Here is a 14,874-nt window from a genome sequence, read left to right as displayed (position 1 = left end):
GGTTTTTGTTTTTCGCGCCACAGGGGGTACCCCCTGTGATGGTACTAGTTCCTTAATAGTTAATTAGGTACCTAACTTGAGGTCACTATCGCTGAGAAATTGGGATGACTATGTTATGAATGAACTTAGGAATGGGACATCAAAAGATTTAGCTTTAGGGAAATATAAGGGACAGAAGGTTGAATGGATATTAAAAGCAGATTATTGGGCATCAGGTATAAATTTCGCTGCCTATGCTTTTTTAATACCTAAAAGAAATGGTACGATTATAGCCATACCATCCTCGGGAATGAACGAGTTAAGATGGGGATCGCTTTGTGGACGAAATTTAGGCAAATATGCGAAAATCCAAGGGATCCTAATAGGTACTGATGATAGAATAAGACATGCTAATATCTATCTCGAGGTTTCATCGATAAGTTTCGAGTAATCTTGGGTAAAACCGCATATTCAGGGTCAATTCCTCACGGAATTTACTGAAAAATCCAATAAAGAACACACTCTCATTTATTCGCCCCTTTTTTGCCGTAACCCCACCCCATATTATCCTCAACGGATAATCCTTGATACAAGGACTTTAAGTGGGTTGAGGCGGGCATAACACAGTAGTGTACCTCTGACAGCGTACCGGTCGTCGGTAACGCGTTAATGCAGTAAAATGTGTTACCGATTATCACCGTCAACTTGCTAATTATGTAACAGAATACGGTGTTTTTTGAATCAGATAAATGGTGTGGTACGGCAGGTTCATTGGATAAAAATAGCTGAAGATTAATGAGGTAAGATTTCAAAGAGGACCCGCCAAGAAAACAGCTTCCCTTTCCCTATAAACAGCGACATGGAATATGGAGTCAATATGAAGTAAATCCCGATATAATAATTATGGGTTTATACTGTAAAGGTGATAGTTTGGTAGTTGAATAGAAGACAAAATGGTTAGAATTAAAAATCGTTAATCTATAAAGTTAGTCAAAAGCTAATGATGGTAAATAATGGAGAAAGCACCGTCTAGCCGGGAAATATTAAACAAAGGCAAGTCCCATAAAAAAAGGATGGAAATATAAAGTGTTTGAAGACGGTTTTAGATTGATGGAGTTGCGGTTTGTAGATAGCCAGTTAGTGGTTGTATGTCGTCGATAAAAAGTATAGTGTAATGATTTTAGTTGATGTTAATTTGCACAATTGACTTGATAAGGTGGCTAAAACTATAATTACAGTATTAGTAATATAGGTCGTGTGTACTTTAGAAGGATTCTTTAAGTGTCTAGTAGAACTGAACTAACTAATTATTATAATGTGCTTTCGATAGAAGAATCTGCAACCCAACAGCAGATAATAGATATATCAAGAAAATTATTAATACAATGGCATCCAGATAAACACAAATCAGAATATGATAAACAATTAGCCCGAGAAAAGTTTGCAGAAATTCATGAAGCGTATCAAATTTTAAGTGATGACGAGAAACGTCGTGAATATGATAGTCTACTGCATTATATAGAAAACAGAGTAACAAGTAGTGATTATAAAGATGATAAAACTACAATTGATGATAATACTTATGACGAAATTTATGCTTGGATAAACTATTCAAAAGAAACGGCTAGAAAATATGCTGAAACAAGTTATGTAAAGTTCGTAAAGTGGTGGAATGATAACAACATGTCTGATAAATCCATTAAATTCGTTAGCAATGTTCTATATACTTTCTTAGGTGCGCAGCCCGATCAAGAAGTAGCTAACTACAACCGAGCTGTAAAGTACTTTAATCGAGGTCTGGATAAGGCTGGTCAAAAAAACTTTATAGGTGCTATTCAAGATTATAGCAAAGCAATAGAGATTGATCCTCAATTAGACAAACCCTACTATACCCGCGGTATGGCTAGATTTGAACTACAAGATTTCGCTGGTGCTATTCAGGACTTTAACAAAGCGATAGAGATTAATTCGCAAGATTTCAATTCCTACGAATATCGAGGTATTGCTAAAACAAACCTAAATGATTACACAGGTGCTATTCAAGACCTCAACAAAGTAATAGAGATTAATCCTACTTCTTCAAGTGCTTACTCTAATCGAGGTATTGTTAGAACTAGACTAGAAAACTATACAGGGGCTTTACAAGACTATAACAAAGCAATAGAACTTAATCCTGAAGAGGGCACTAACTACTTTTCTCGAGGCGGTATTAGGACTCTTCTTGAAGACTGCACCTCTGCTTTACAAGACTATAATAAAGCAATAGATATTGATTCTCAAAATTCCGATTCTTACATCTGTCGAGGTATTGTCAAGAATGCCCTAAATGATTACATAGGTGCTATTCAAGATTATAGCAAAGCAATAGAACTTAATCCCCAAATGTTCGAACCCTATTATAACCGCGGAATAGCTAAAAATAACCTACAAGATTTCGCTGGTGCTATTCAGGACTTTAACAAAGCAATAGAGTTGAATCCCAAGGATGCAACAGTATATTATTCTCGTGGGAATGTATATAATCCAATAAAGCAATATAACAAGGCGATAGAAGATTTCACAAAGGCAATAGAACTTGATCCACAATATGCATTAGCATACAATGATCGTGGAGTTGTTTATTGTAATAAAAAGTTATTTAACAAGGCGATAGAAGATTTCACAAAGGCAATAGAACTTAATCCACAATATTCAGTTGCATACAAGAACCGCGGATTTGCTTATAGTGATAAAAAGTTTTATGACAAGGCGATAGAAGATTTCACAAAAGTGATAGAACTTAATCCCGATAAAGGTTATGTATATTTTTATCGTGGGTGGATATATTTATGGATGAGTAAATGGGAAGTAGCAAAAGCGGATTTTGAGAAGGCAATAGAACTTGATAAAACAAGTCCATCACCATATGGGAAACTTGGGATTTATTATTGGAAAGCCCAAAATGATAAACCAAAAGCGTTGTATTATTACGAACAATGTTTTAAAAATGGATTTAAACAATTTGATGAATTATACAACGACGAAAGCGACGGTAATTTTATAAGCGATTTGAACCAAACTCCAGAGTTTATAGCATTAGTGGCTAAATACAAACATTAGAAACAACTTAATTTTATGACTATAGCACGGTCACTAATGAGAAGATGATTAAATCTTAATAAGAAAATCGTATTGTATAACTCTTTGAACGAATATTTAGACAACAATTTAAGGAGAAGCCACATGAGATGTTTTTTTCGTTGGGACGATAAGTTAGTAGCAGAAGTAAAGAAACATATTAGAAAGGCTGTTTCTGGTGTGAATGCGCAAAGATATTTTCAAGAATCAAATTACACCAGTGCAATAATAGCAAGACTTGATGGCACAGCATATGAAGGAGAATTTGGAAATGTTACATTCCGAGGTACTATGGTGAGTGGTACAGGACGTAAATGTGCGGAAAAAAAGTATGGTGCAGATTTTGCTATTACTGCAGAACTGACTCATATAAATCGGGAAACTAGGAAGAAGGTTATATTAGGTCAGGCAAAAAAAGGAGAGGTCGAGAAATTACGTAAATCAGAAAAAGAAAGATTAAAAGGTCAAATTACAAAAATGAAAGATATTGTATCATCGCCAGTAGTACTTGAAACTCCTTCTAAAGGTACTGATATGCCAACTATTTGTAGTGGAAATAAAGTACTTAATAATTCTAAATACAAAAGGATACCGCTAGATGATTTTATTGTAGATAGAGTCATGACTTGTTTTCACGGAAATACAAATAAAAAAATAGTAACTGCGGTTGAAGATAGCCAACTATCAACACTCTCAATTATTGCATATATAAAATAAATGTTTTTAAACTGCTTCTAAAATAGTTGAAATATTTGACAATATATCTGGATGTAAATTAACACGCATATTCTATTCTTTTTATGTAATCTCATACTACGTTTCCAATCAGAGGTTCACAAACGTATATATAGAGTTGGGATTTGTTTTGGGAACATTATTGCAAAGGACAGGATTTGAATATGAAGAAGAATTTGTACAGGTCAAGTTACGAACATCTCGAGGATTATTTTGGGTATATTGACTTGTGGTTTCGGTATGCTAAAAATACAGATTACGGCAGGACGAGTAGTAATGAGAATGCACAACACCTAGCAGAGATAAGACAAAAAGAAAGTGGTATAGACGAAAAGACAAAGAATTCAGTACGGTTAAAAAAATGGCTGGCGTTAGAATATATAGCAAAGGAATATAAACTTGACGACACTGAGAAGTTTATTTTGGGTTTGGCGGTTTATATGGATGTTTTTGGTGGCAGTAAGTGGAGACCAGTAACACGGATTAATGGAATGATACAACTTTTGGCTTTGAGGAATGGAGAGCCGGAAAGCTATGTTAAGTATGTGCGATATTTTTCATTTCAGAGCCGGTTATTTAAGTTATCGGGATATCTTGGAAATGACTTGGTGGTAAAGGACGGGCGTATAATTGAGTTGGTAAAGAGAGACAAGTCGCCGGAAGTTGGTAATGAAGCAGGTGGTAGAATAAACCAAAGATGTATAAAGAAACTAGGATCACCGAAACAACTATATAGGGAGCTAGATAAATACGTAGTGGGACAGGACGAAGTTAAGCGTAGACTGAGTGTGGCGGTGTTCAATCACTTACAAAAGAATAGAGTATCGTCGGTGAAAAAAATAATACGGAAATAGAAAAGAGTAGCGTGTTGATAATAGGGGACACAGGGACTGGTAAATCCTATCTGTGTAAAACGATTGCAAGGGTACTAAATTTGCCCATGGTAATTTGTAATGCAACCCAATATACGTCAACTGGATTCGTGGGTCTGGACGTTGAGGAGATGCTGGTATCGTTGAAAAGTGAAGCAGACCGTCGGATGGGTGAGTGGGATGGGTATGGAATTGTATATTTGGATGAGACGGATAAAATCGCAAGTCGGGTTGTAGGTAGTTCTGGGTTGATGAGAAACATGTATGGTAGCGGGGTCCAGCAAGAAATGTTGAAACTGCTTGAAAACGGTATGGTGCGGTATGGAACTAAGCGGAGTTTTGGTAGGGACGAATATGAGTTTGACGTTGGGAAGGTTATGTTTTTTTGTGGCGGAGCGTTTGATGGATTGAAGGAGATAATAGAAAAGCGGATAAAAATAGAACGTAAGATTGGGTTTGGGGTAGAGAAACATGATACTCCCGTCGAGGGTATAAAGAACGGGTGTGATAATGTTTTGCGGTATGTCTCCCCCCAGGATTTGATACAGTACGGGTTTATGCCTGAGTTCGTGGGCAGGCTGAACGTGATACTGGTGATGGACCCGTTGACAGAAGACGACCTAGTGATGATTATGACGGAACCTAAGAACGCGATATGCCGGCAATATAAAGAACTACTATCTGCAAGTGGTATAAGACTTGAGATAACAGAGTCGGTGGTTAGAAATATTGCCCGGGACGCTTTGAAGAGAGGGTTAGGGGCACGGGGATTGAGGAAGGTGATGAGCGATATTTTGGACCCGGTAGTATTTGAGAACGGGAATGGGCATAGTAAAGGAACGGGTTCTGGCGTGGATATAAGGATAACGGAAGAAGAGATGGAAATAGCGTTGGGTGGAGCGGGTGTATAAAGATTGGTAAGTTTATGTCGTCGGATAAAGTATGTTGAAGTGGTTTGAGTTGATTACCGGGGTCATTGTAGGCAGGCAGGGGATTGATAGGTCTCGACGGTAATAGTGTGCCCAGTGTTAGATAAGCGGGGTCTAAAGTAGAGATAAAAGGGGTATGCGTAATTTTATGCTAGATTATGACTTAGGATAGGGAGACTGGGCGTGTTGTAGATTGTTTAGGGTGCGGTTTGAGTTGGTTGTGAATGTTGGTAGGGATAGGTAATGAGACGGAAATATGGTCTAGATAAGATTGCGGAGGAGTAGGTTGATAGTATATAGTCAGGGTAAGACAATATAGAGTAAAGTGCGGATATTGAAATTGGATAGAGAGTATGTTGACTGGCATTAACGCTTGTGATAATATAAATCAATAAGAGGTTCGGACATAGACAAGTTATATGCACAAAGATGACTAAAGAAAGGTGTTAACAATGACTCAAGAGCCAACTAACGAAACCGAATATATTGTCGAGGAGTCTAAGGAAACATTTTCCACATGGATTGACCGTCCGTACATCCCCAATGAATTGAAGACACAGTTATTCAAAGCCAACGTTCTAATTGTACCAAGAGAGGGCTTTCGAGAGCACTCCGAACCGGTTTTTCCAACTGGTACTGAAGAGCTTCTTAACTTTCTTAGGGATAACATGGATAAGGGTATTGTTCCTGACATATGTAGCACAGATCAAGACTATCGAGAATTTGCTCTTCACGACACATGGATTATCATAGGCAGTTTTATTGTGACAAGCATCGTGGCTCCAATAATCGTAGACCTCATATCTGAGTATATAAAGAAGCGTTGGACCAGCAAAGAGAATCATACAAATATCAAGGTTGAACTAACTGTCGTTGAAAAAGACGGTCATGCTTCTCGACTTCTCTACGAAGGGTCCGCTAATGATTTCAACAAAAGTGTAAAGCCAACTCTTAAGTCACTTGCAGATAAGAATGTAGATACACAACCAATTGTGGGCACTCAACCGAAGAAGGAGATTTCAAGGTGACGTTAGAGGATGTGAAGAACTATCTACGAGATGTTTCTCAGAATTTCAATTCACGGGATTCTGAACCTGCAAAACAATGTCTTGCTGTACTAAAGCAAGAAGCTGTTGCTGCCGGTGATCAGCAAGCTGCGAAAACAATCTGGTGCTTTGAAGAAATTATTGAGATTCAAGATAAATACATTGCGACGTTTTTTCAACTAAAGACAGAGGAGTTCTATGACGCTTGGTGTACTCTCGAGCGTGTAGAAATTGAATTACTATCCCTGACACGTCATTTTCAAGATGTTACAAATGAGTTTCAAATCTCCTTCATAGCACGGCAAACTTCACGCTATCAATCTGTTTTTCCGTATAAGCTCTTCATGAGTCCAGAAATTATTAAAATAGAGAAGACCTGTAGTATCTGTAAAAAAGTTATCTCCATTAGAAATCCTTGTGGACACCGTGTGGGAGAAATCTATAATGGCGAGATGTGCTCGAGAATTGTAACTGAATCAGAACTTATAGGGATGTCCATTGTTAAAGACCCCATGCAAAAATATTCAGTTCCATTTATTTTAAATTCAAAAGGTGATGGCAAAAAGGATTATTACAATTATTCTATTATAAAATATTTAATACACAGGCTAGAATCACCATTCCACGAGTGGGATGTCACATGGACTAAAAACAGACACCCGCATTCAAGGTTTTCATATGTTGGTCGAAATGACCTTTGTCCTTGTGAATCCGGGAAGAAATACAAAAAGTGTTGTCTATTAGAAGAAGGCGTACTCAGACCGCATTGTCAATTTACTTTTAAAGTAAAACCGCCAGATCACCTTCTAACAGTCGAATATATTGATTGAAATGGTGTAAACAAAGAAGTAAGGACGGAGACGGGATTCTGTAGCTAACAAGGATAAAATAATAATGGAAAAACTGGCATATGTCATTTTGGGTTGGTTATTGGGTATAGGTGGACAATTTTTACTTGCTCGAAATATAAGTATCAGAAATATGAAGAGTTTTAAAACCTGTTTGGTCTCAGAACTTGAAAATATTGCTTCCGTGTTGTCTTGGGCATATTATCTTTTAAACTGCAAAATACGCAAATTTGATAGTAATAGCTTTAGGTGGTGGGTGATAGCCATTAAAGAATTTGATACAAATATGTCTGATGATGAAAAAGAACTTATTAGTAAAGTAGAGTCAAATTTTGAACAATGTTCAAAAATACATAAATTAAAATATGGTAACACAAATAATAACTATCTTTTTGTAAAAAAAATACGTTTACCCTACTTAGAACAAAATCTAACATCTATTTCGTTACTAGACTCATCTATTCAAAAAAATATAATGTCTTTGTTGAGACAAATTAATACTATAAATGAAGAAATCGAGTTGCTAAATTTCTATTTTAAAAAAGGATTTGATCTGAACTGTACAGATACTGATGAAATAATAAAAGGATTTACACTAGATGAAAACCAAATAGCGGCATATCATAATATTTCTCGTCACATTAAAGATACTATTGAACTTATTCGGGAGATTATTAGATGTACTATAAAGGCGAAGTAATACAATGTTTTGTGAATATTTCGATAATGGTTCATGTAGAAGTTAGTATAATCAAAATCCGTAAAAAACTTGTTATATATTTAAATAGAAATAGGTCAAGTTGTTGATAAATCGGGTTGTACAAGTAAGGGTTATTAGCGTGTGGGAAAACTGTATAACAAACGTAAAGTAATATCGATAGTGGCAAGAAAACTAAAGAATTTATATAAGGATAATGCACACCATAATCTTAAGGTTCCGTTAGATGAGCTGATTTTTATTATCTTATCGGTTCGTACTACTGAGAAAGTCTACATCAAAGTGTATCGTGAGCTAAAGAAGAGATATCCGCGGTGGGATATGTTGTTGAAGGTACCTCCAGGGAAATTAGCAGCACTTATAAAAGCTGGTGGAAAGTATAATGTTAAAGCGGGGTATATAAAAGGTATCATAGAACAAGTGATTAACAGGTTCGGAAAACCAACGCTGGACCCGTTGAAATCCTGGTCAGATGCAAAGTGTGAGGAGTATTTGGTATCGTTGCCGGGGGTAGGTAAGAAAGTAGCCAGGTGTGTTATGCTATACGCCCTGGGGAGAAAAGTATTCCCGGTCGATTCACACTGTTGGCGAGTCAGTAGAAGATTGGGATGGATTGAGAGTAGGAGGAATGTGCCGACAACGCTTGACATGGATACACTGCAAAAAGTAATACCAGTTGAGCTTAGATATTCGGCGCATGTTAATTTACTCTCGTTAGGACGTGATATTTGTACACCGAAAGACGTCAGGTGTAGTTTGTGTTGTATAGAAAAAAATTGTATTAAAAAACAAGTACTATTTGAATGAAAACGAAAAAACTATGGCAGTTCCGATGGTATTTTGGTATAATAATTTCTAAAACGGAGAGAAATAAATGGTTAATGCAACAGAGTTACTTACGATAAAACAAGCTAGTGAGTGGGCAACTAGCTATTTGAATAAACACGTATCGCCATCTAATATTTCATATCTGATACAATATGGAAGGATTAAAAAAATTGGAGACAACGGAACTACATTAGTCAATTTAGGCGATTTGAAACAATACTATCAGTCATTTCTGGGTCAACGTGAAATCAGTTGGAAAGAAAAATTAGGTAAAGACTTAAATTGGGCGTTATCATTTGATTATCTTAAAGAAGCTGAAACCACAAAACATGTACATCGTCTACATCCGTATAAGGGCAAGTTTATTCCTCAACTGGTAGAGTATTTTTTGGATGAACATACGGACGATTTTAAAAAAGAAGTTTATTTTCGAAAAGACGATATTGTTTTGGACCCTTTTTGTGGTAGTGGAACTACTTTAGTTCAAGCTAATGAACTTGGTATTCATGCTATAGGAGTAGACATATCTGCTTTTAATGTAATGATTAGCAACGCCAAGATTGGAAGATATAATTTAACCGAATTGTATAACGAAACAGATAAAATCACGGAAGCTCTAAGGAAATTTATCGCTGATTCAAATACAATAACTTTTGAAAATCACTTGTTAAAAGAATTACAAGTGTTTAATAATAAATACTTTCCCTCGCCAGAATTTGAGTATAAATTGAATCGAGGAGAAATAAATGAAGATAAATATGGTGATGAAAAAGAGAGGCAGTTTTTGCCGATATACTTAGGTCTTATTAAACAATACAACATACAACTTAGACAAGAGAAGACCGGCAGCTTTTTAGATAAATGGTATTTGAAACACATACGTTCTGAAATCGAGTTTGTTAATAGGCTCGTTGAGAAGGTTGAGGATTCAAATTTAAGGAAAATAATAAAAATAATTTTAAGTCGTACCATACGTTCTTGTCGGGCAACAACTCATTCGGATTTAGCAACGTTAAAAGAACCCATTACGACGACGTATTACTGCTCAAAACACGGGAAAATATGTAAACCTTTGTTTTCAATACTAAGTTGGTGGGAACGGTATAGCGAAGATACGATTAAACGACTTATTGAATTTAATAAAATAAGGACTGATACGTTTCAAACTTGTTTGACAGGAGATACACGTACGATAAATATATTCTCTAAATTTAGAAGGCAAGGAAACAAATTTGATACGCTTCTTAGGAATAAAAAAATTAGGGGAATCTTTTCAAGCCCGCCGTATGTTGGATTGATAAATTATCATGAACAGCACGCATATGCGTATGACTTATTTGGGTTTGAAAGGAAAGATGAGTTAGAGATAGGTCCGCTTTTTAAAGGACAAGGAAATGAAGCCAAAAAATCGTATGCTCAAGGAATCTCGGATGTATTGAATAACTGTAAAAAGTATTTTGCCGATGATTATCACGTGTTTTTGGTAGCAAATGATAAATATAATCTATATCCGACAATCGCCAAACAAGCTGGGATGAAAATAGTAAGCCAATTCAAACGTCCTGTGCTTAATAGAACTGAAAAAGATAAGGGTGCGTATTCGGAGATAATTTTTCATTTAAAAGGGATATAAAAATGCCACTGAACAAAATGCAAATAACCCAAGTTGAATCCGTTCTAATAAAGGGGCTTAGAAACAAGTTTCAAAGTTATAAACCAGAACCAGCTTCAATGCCTTTTCATACAAGACTTTTAGGAAAAGATAGATTGGCTTTGTATTCATTTATACATTCTTTGAATACTAATTTCGGAACAAGTATTTTTGAGCCTGTTGCACTTGTTTTGGCAAAACAAAATTATCAAGAAGCAGAGACGCATGTTGTTGCAGGGAATTACATAAGTAAAGAAGCTCATACGGTTATTCAAAAAATAATGGACGATTTAACAACAGCAAAGAAAGAACCAGATAAAGAGAAAGAAATTGAAACCATAAGGAAAGTATGTAAGACATCAAATATGCAAAAGGTTAAACCCACTCAAATAGATTTACTAGTACACAAAAGTAAAGATGAGCTTTTTTTATTTGATATTAAAACGGCAAAACCTAATGCCGGTGGTTTTAAGGAATTTAAGAGGACGCTACTTGAATGGGTGGCAGCTGTATTAGCTTCAAATCCGTCGATTAAGATACATACACTAATTGCGATACCTTATAATCCATATGAACCGGACCCCTACAATCGTTGGACAATGAGGGGAATGCTGGATTTGGATAAAGAACTGAAAGTGGCGAGCGAGTTCTGGGATTTTTTAGGTGGTAAGGGTGCATATGAAGATTTGTTGGGATGCTTCGAGAGAGTAGGGATTGAGTTAAGGTCAGAAATAGACCAATATTTTATAAAATATAATAGGTAGACCAGTAACAAAAGCATTTATTGTTCAAGGTCTCTTTAAGTTAACATTGACGGTTTTTCTAATCTAATCAGATAGTACTTCAAGTTATAATTTTGTGAGTTTCAAATCCTAGCTCCAGTTCTGTATATACAGTAAGATGCAATGCGATATGGCACAGTAAGAGTGGTTACTTTGCGTCTGGGAGTGATAAACTCCTGAAACAAAGGGAAAATAGTATGAAAAGATGTGTTTTGACATTGTTGACTAAAAATGTATAATATCATTAAAAGTAATTGAGGGTAACAATGAAAAAAAAAGGAAACAATACTGACATAGTAAAACAAAGAGAGATACTTCAGCTTTTCAATATTTTAGGAATCGCAGAGAATTCGCTAAAAAAATATACAGGTGCAGAAGATTTTGCACGTTCAATAAAAAAATGCTCAATCCCTCAAGACGAACAAACTACTTTTGTTTTGTACTCCTCAGAAAAGCTGAATGAAAAGGATTCTATTTAATATGCCTAACTGGACTAAGGTATTATCGGAAATTAATGAATTTCAACGACAAAACAATCCTTTGGATGCTGTGCGAAACAAATATATGAAAATATTAAATAAGATTACGAAGAGAAATGTTATAGCATACTATTCGGGTTGGTTATCAAAACCCGGGAACGCTGGAATATCCGATTCCGACAAAAATGCTTTTATGACAACTATACATCAATTGGATAAAACAAAAGGATTAGATTTGATATTACATACTCCTGGTGGTAATGTGGCGGCAACCGAATCTTTGGTTGATTATTTAAGAGCAATGTTTGGTACAAATATAAGAGCCATAATACCTCAACTTGCTATGTCTGCTGGAACTATGATAGCATGTTCTTGTAAAGAAATTCTAATGGGTAAGCATTCTAGTTTAGGTCCCATTGACCCACAGTTTGGCGGTATTTCAGCACAAGGAGTTATAGAAGAATTTGAGAGGGCAAAACAAGAAATTAAATCTGATAATTCTACGATTCCTGTTTGGCAAACTATACTGGCAAAATATCATCCAACTTTTATAGGTGATTGTGAAAAAGCAATAAAATGGTCCGAACAAATGGTGGTAAAATGGTTAATGGATGGTATGTTTAAAAACCAGACAGATGCCAGAAAAAAAGCAAAAAGAATTACCAAGTATTTGTCAAAACATGAAATATCTAAAACACATGAAAGACATTTTTCTCCTGATGTCCTTCTTCAAAAAGGGGTAAAGGTTATACTGATAGAAGATTCAGGCAAACCTTTTCAGGATACTGTATTAACGATACATCATGCTTTTATGAATACATTTGCCAGTTCTTCTGCTATAAAGATAGTTGAAAATCATCGTGGTGTAAAAATGATATTTGTTGCTGCTAAATAAAGAATGAATGTTTTTACTTTAGATGATTATGACTACATATTAGAAATCGTGTAGATTCCGGTTCAAAATTGCCACTTTTCGTAAACTGTACTTGTGAAATTTGAATGCTGGCAATTATGGCAAACTTCAAACCGGACAGGGTGGCAACTTTCACCGGATTACACAGTGGTTTTAGTCAAGATAGCGTTTTTATCGGCTTATAAAACAAGGGCTACATACGAGAAATATGAAGAAAATCGCGTCATGGGGTGTTGGTTTGGGATAGCACGGAGATAGCAAACTCGACGGATATTACCACTCAGAAATTAGTAGATCCGAGGCAAAGAGTGGCAAGAAAATGGAAAGAATTGGCAAAAACAGGAGACAAATAAAATGACAAAACTGTTGAATTTGTATTGCCAAATAAGTAATATGTAAAACAATGGGGGTGTAGCTCAGTTGGGAGAGCATCTGCATGGCATGCAGAGGGTCGCCAGTTCAACTCTGGTCACCTCCACTTAACTTTAACAGATATAAATAAAATCCCCCGGTTGCCTTCAGAAGAAGAAAACCGAGGGATTTATTTAATTTACAGATAGATAATAACTTACTTCGCTTTACCTAAGATCCGGAAAACTTTTGTTCCGCAATCCGGGCATACGCCTTTAACGGCTTTCATACCGTTCTTCATAACGACTTCCGCACCGTCTTTGATCTCAACTTCTTTTTTGCACTTCATACATCTACCCTTAGCCATTGTTACGTTCTCCTTTTTCGAAAAAATACTGATTAACTAATACTACCATTACCTACACAAAATATATTATATCAAATATTTTTAGTTCGTCTACGGTTTAAATATTGTTAACGCGATATACCTAACCCCGTCATCGCCTTTACTTGTATGCGTGTAATATACTGTTAACACATTACCATCAGGTAATTCCACTGAACTTGGATACCCGAGATCACCCCCGGGTGCGTCTGTGTATAATACAAGCTCGTTCTCAATATCCCAGGTTTTACATTCATCCCGGCTGATACACGCACGGACGCCATAGGGTGCTTTGCGGTACCCATAGGAACATAATACGTTGTTGTTACTCAATAATAACAAGTTTGACGGGTATCCCCAGAACGATGTGCGTACTGCCGGGGTCCAGGTTCTCCCGTTATCTTCCGATACTGACTGGTAACTAAACCCCACCTCCTGCGGTGTGGGCCGGCTGATACACACAACTTTATCATCAGAAAGTTTTAGTAAGCCCGGTTCCTGAAGGCCGTCTTTATTATCTTGAGCAGTACGTATCTCCCCAACTTTCACCCAGGCCGTACCCCTGTCTTTTGAACTTACAAGCACAACGATACTTTTACCCCCGGGCCCACCGTATAGTGGCAGTAATAGTTCACCAGGCTGGACTTCAATCGCAGGTTCTGATGTTGCGATCAATCTCAACGGCGGAACGTCAGTAAGGTTCGCCACAGGGCCATCCCATGTTTTACCTTCATCCACCGACCTCCAAATATATACCCCTGGGACACCGGCATACCGGTACTTTCCAAAAGTGTGTTTCCTTGATGTCTTAACCCCCCGGGCTTTCATCTCGTCCGTACTGACATATAATTCCCACATAAATGAGGATAGTATCAACGTCCCGTCTTTCATCTGCATAACTGACGGGTCCTGGAGGCCAATTGATTCTTTCCCCGATACAACCTCACCCGCGGGTTGCCAGGTTTGCCCGTTATCCTTTGACCGCATAAACGAAATTTTTGATTCCGGATCGATATGCGTAATCTTCTTACGACGCGGAGCTTCACGGAAAACAACGAGTAAGTCACCGGACTGTAGTTTGACAACCCCGGGGAATGTACTGTAACTTTTATCATTTTGGTATACCACGCCGGTTGAGATTTTCACGGTGCTTCCCTCACAAAAGTTTATGGATGTCGCAATAGCAACCAATAAACAGGACAACATCTTTTTTTGAAGATACATCTTCACTTTTCCTTCCC

Annotated in this window: 15 protein-coding genes and 1 tRNA gene; 14 read left to right on the top strand and 2 right to left on the bottom strand. The window is 36.8% G+C overall.

The annotated features are described in order from the left end of the window. Positions 1-115 precede the first annotated feature (115 nt). From WC955_06400 to WC955_06335, 14 genes are all read left to right on the top strand, one after another. Entirely contained in the window at positions 116-430 is a 315-nt protein-coding gene (locus WC955_06400; GenBank protein MFA5858679.1) for a hypothetical protein, read from the top strand. Between the two features lie 830 nt (positions 431-1,260). Further along, a complete protein-coding gene (locus tag WC955_06395; protein ID MFA5858678.1) occupies positions 1,261-3,078 on the top strand; it encodes a tetratricopeptide repeat protein in 1,818 nt (605 codons plus the stop codon). Between the two features lie 123 nt (positions 3,079-3,201). Beyond that, positions 3,202-3,813 carry a hypothetical protein gene (locus tag WC955_06390; GenBank protein MFA5858677.1) on the top strand — a complete coding sequence of 204 codons (612 nt, stop codon included), beginning with the start codon at positions 3,202-3,204 and terminating at the stop codon, positions 3,811-3,813. A gap of 182 nt (positions 3,814-3,995) precedes the next feature. Beyond that, a complete protein-coding gene (locus WC955_06385) occupies positions 3,996-4,685 on the top strand; it encodes a hypothetical protein (GenBank protein ID MFA5858676.1) in 690 nt (229 codons plus the stop codon). Positions 4,686-4,696: 11 nt separating this feature from the next. Further along, a complete protein-coding gene (locus WC955_06380) occupies positions 4,697-5,614 on the top strand; it encodes an AAA family ATPase (protein ID MFA5858675.1) in 918 nt (305 codons plus the stop codon). Between the two features lie 470 nt (positions 5,615-6,084). Next, the gene (locus WC955_06375; GenBank protein MFA5858674.1) at positions 6,085-6,660 is read left to right on the top strand and encodes a hypothetical protein; all 576 of its coding nucleotides are present in this window, start codon (positions 6,085-6,087) and stop codon (positions 6,658-6,660) included. Then, complete coding sequence (locus WC955_06370) at positions 6,657-7,508, top strand: SEC-C metal-binding domain-containing protein (protein ID MFA5858673.1); 852 nt, start codon at positions 6,657-6,659, stop codon at positions 7,506-7,508. The genes WC955_06375 and WC955_06370 overlap by 4 nt, the downstream gene beginning before the upstream one ends. A 64-nt stretch (positions 7,509-7,572) precedes the next feature. Continuing rightward, on the top strand, positions 7,573-8,226 hold the full coding sequence (locus tag WC955_06365) for a hypothetical protein (GenBank protein MFA5858672.1): 654 nt from the start codon (positions 7,573-7,575) through the stop codon (positions 8,224-8,226). Positions 8,227-8,367: 141 nt separating this feature from the next. After that, the gene (locus WC955_06360) at positions 8,368-9,051 is read left to right on the top strand and encodes an endonuclease III (GenBank protein MFA5858671.1); all 684 of its coding nucleotides are present in this window, start codon (positions 8,368-8,370) and stop codon (positions 9,049-9,051) included. A gap of 67 nt (positions 9,052-9,118) precedes the next feature. Continuing rightward, positions 9,119-10,705, top strand: coding sequence for a DNA methyltransferase (locus tag WC955_06355; GenBank protein ID MFA5858670.1), 1,587 nt, complete (start codon positions 9,119-9,121; stop codon positions 10,703-10,705). 2 nt (positions 10,706-10,707) lie between these two features. Beyond that, the gene (locus WC955_06350) at positions 10,708-11,487 is read left to right on the top strand and encodes a TdeIII family type II restriction endonuclease (protein ID MFA5858669.1); all 780 of its coding nucleotides are present in this window, start codon (positions 10,708-10,710) and stop codon (positions 11,485-11,487) included. Positions 11,488-11,771: 284 nt separating this feature from the next. Beyond that, positions 11,772-11,984, top strand: coding sequence for a hypothetical protein (locus WC955_06345; GenBank protein ID MFA5858668.1), 213 nt, complete (start codon positions 11,772-11,774; stop codon positions 11,982-11,984). A gap of 1 nt (position 11,985) precedes the next feature. Next, on the top strand, positions 11,986-12,879 hold the full coding sequence (locus WC955_06340) for a S49 family peptidase (GenBank protein MFA5858667.1): 894 nt from the start codon (positions 11,986-11,988) through the stop codon (positions 12,877-12,879). A gap of 423 nt (positions 12,880-13,302) precedes the next feature. Beyond that, positions 13,303-13,375 (top strand) — tRNA-Ala (locus tag WC955_06335). Positions 13,376-13,465: 90 nt separating this feature from the next. Here WC955_06335 and WC955_06330 read toward each other — a convergent pair. Further along, positions 13,466-13,615 carry a DUF5679 domain-containing protein gene (locus WC955_06330; GenBank protein ID MFA5858666.1) on the bottom strand — a complete coding sequence of 50 codons (150 nt, stop codon included), beginning with the start codon at positions 13,613-13,615 and terminating at the stop codon, positions 13,466-13,468. A gap of 90 nt (positions 13,616-13,705) precedes the next feature. Beyond that, a complete protein-coding gene (locus WC955_06325; GenBank protein MFA5858665.1) occupies positions 13,706-14,857 on the bottom strand; it encodes a sialidase family protein in 1,152 nt (383 codons plus the stop codon). Between the last annotated feature and the right edge of the window lie 17 nt (positions 14,858-14,874).

This window comes from Elusimicrobiota bacterium (assembly GCA_041658405.1).
Classification (GTDB): domain Bacteria; phylum Elusimicrobiota; class UBA5214; order JBBAAG01; family JBBAAG01; genus JBBAAG01.
Note: the sequence above shows the minus strand (reverse complement) of the source record. Positions and strands in the feature narration are given on the sequence as shown.

What these genes read in the sequence shown, in the direction of transcription:
- WC955_06365 (MFA5858672.1), top strand. Translation starts at nt 7,573, where the DNA reads ATGGAAAAACTGGCATATGTCATTTTGGGTTGGTTATTGGGTATAGGT.
- WC955_06350 (MFA5858669.1), top strand. Translation starts at nt 10,708, where the DNA reads ATGCCACTGAACAAAATGCAAATAACCCAAGTTGAATCCGTTCTAATA.
- WC955_06375 (MFA5858674.1), top strand. Translation starts at nt 6,085, where the DNA reads ATGACTCAAGAGCCAACTAACGAAACCGAATATATTGTCGAGGAGTCT.
- WC955_06390 (MFA5858677.1), top strand. Translation starts at nt 3,202, where the DNA reads ATGAGATGTTTTTTTCGTTGGGACGATAAGTTAGTAGCAGAAGTAAAG.
- WC955_06330 (MFA5858666.1), bottom strand. Translation starts at nt 13,615, where the DNA reads ATGGCTAAGGGTAGATGTATGAAGTGCAAAAAAGAAGTTGAGATCAAA.
- WC955_06400 (MFA5858679.1), top strand. Translation starts at nt 116, where the DNA reads ATGAATGAACTTAGGAATGGGACATCAAAAGATTTAGCTTTAGGGAAA.
- WC955_06340 (MFA5858667.1), top strand. Translation starts at nt 11,986, where the DNA reads ATGCCTAACTGGACTAAGGTATTATCGGAAATTAATGAATTTCAACGA.
- WC955_06325 (MFA5858665.1), bottom strand. Translation starts at nt 14,857, where the DNA reads ATGTATCTTCAAAAAAAGATGTTGTCCTGTTTATTGGTTGCTATTGCG.
- WC955_06345 (MFA5858668.1), top strand. Translation starts at nt 11,772, where the DNA reads ATGAAAAAAAAAGGAAACAATACTGACATAGTAAAACAAAGAGAGATA.
- WC955_06385 (MFA5858676.1), top strand. Translation starts at nt 3,996, where the DNA reads ATGAAGAAGAATTTGTACAGGTCAAGTTACGAACATCTCGAGGATTAT.
- WC955_06355 (MFA5858670.1), top strand. Translation starts at nt 9,119, where the DNA reads ATGGTTAATGCAACAGAGTTACTTACGATAAAACAAGCTAGTGAGTGG.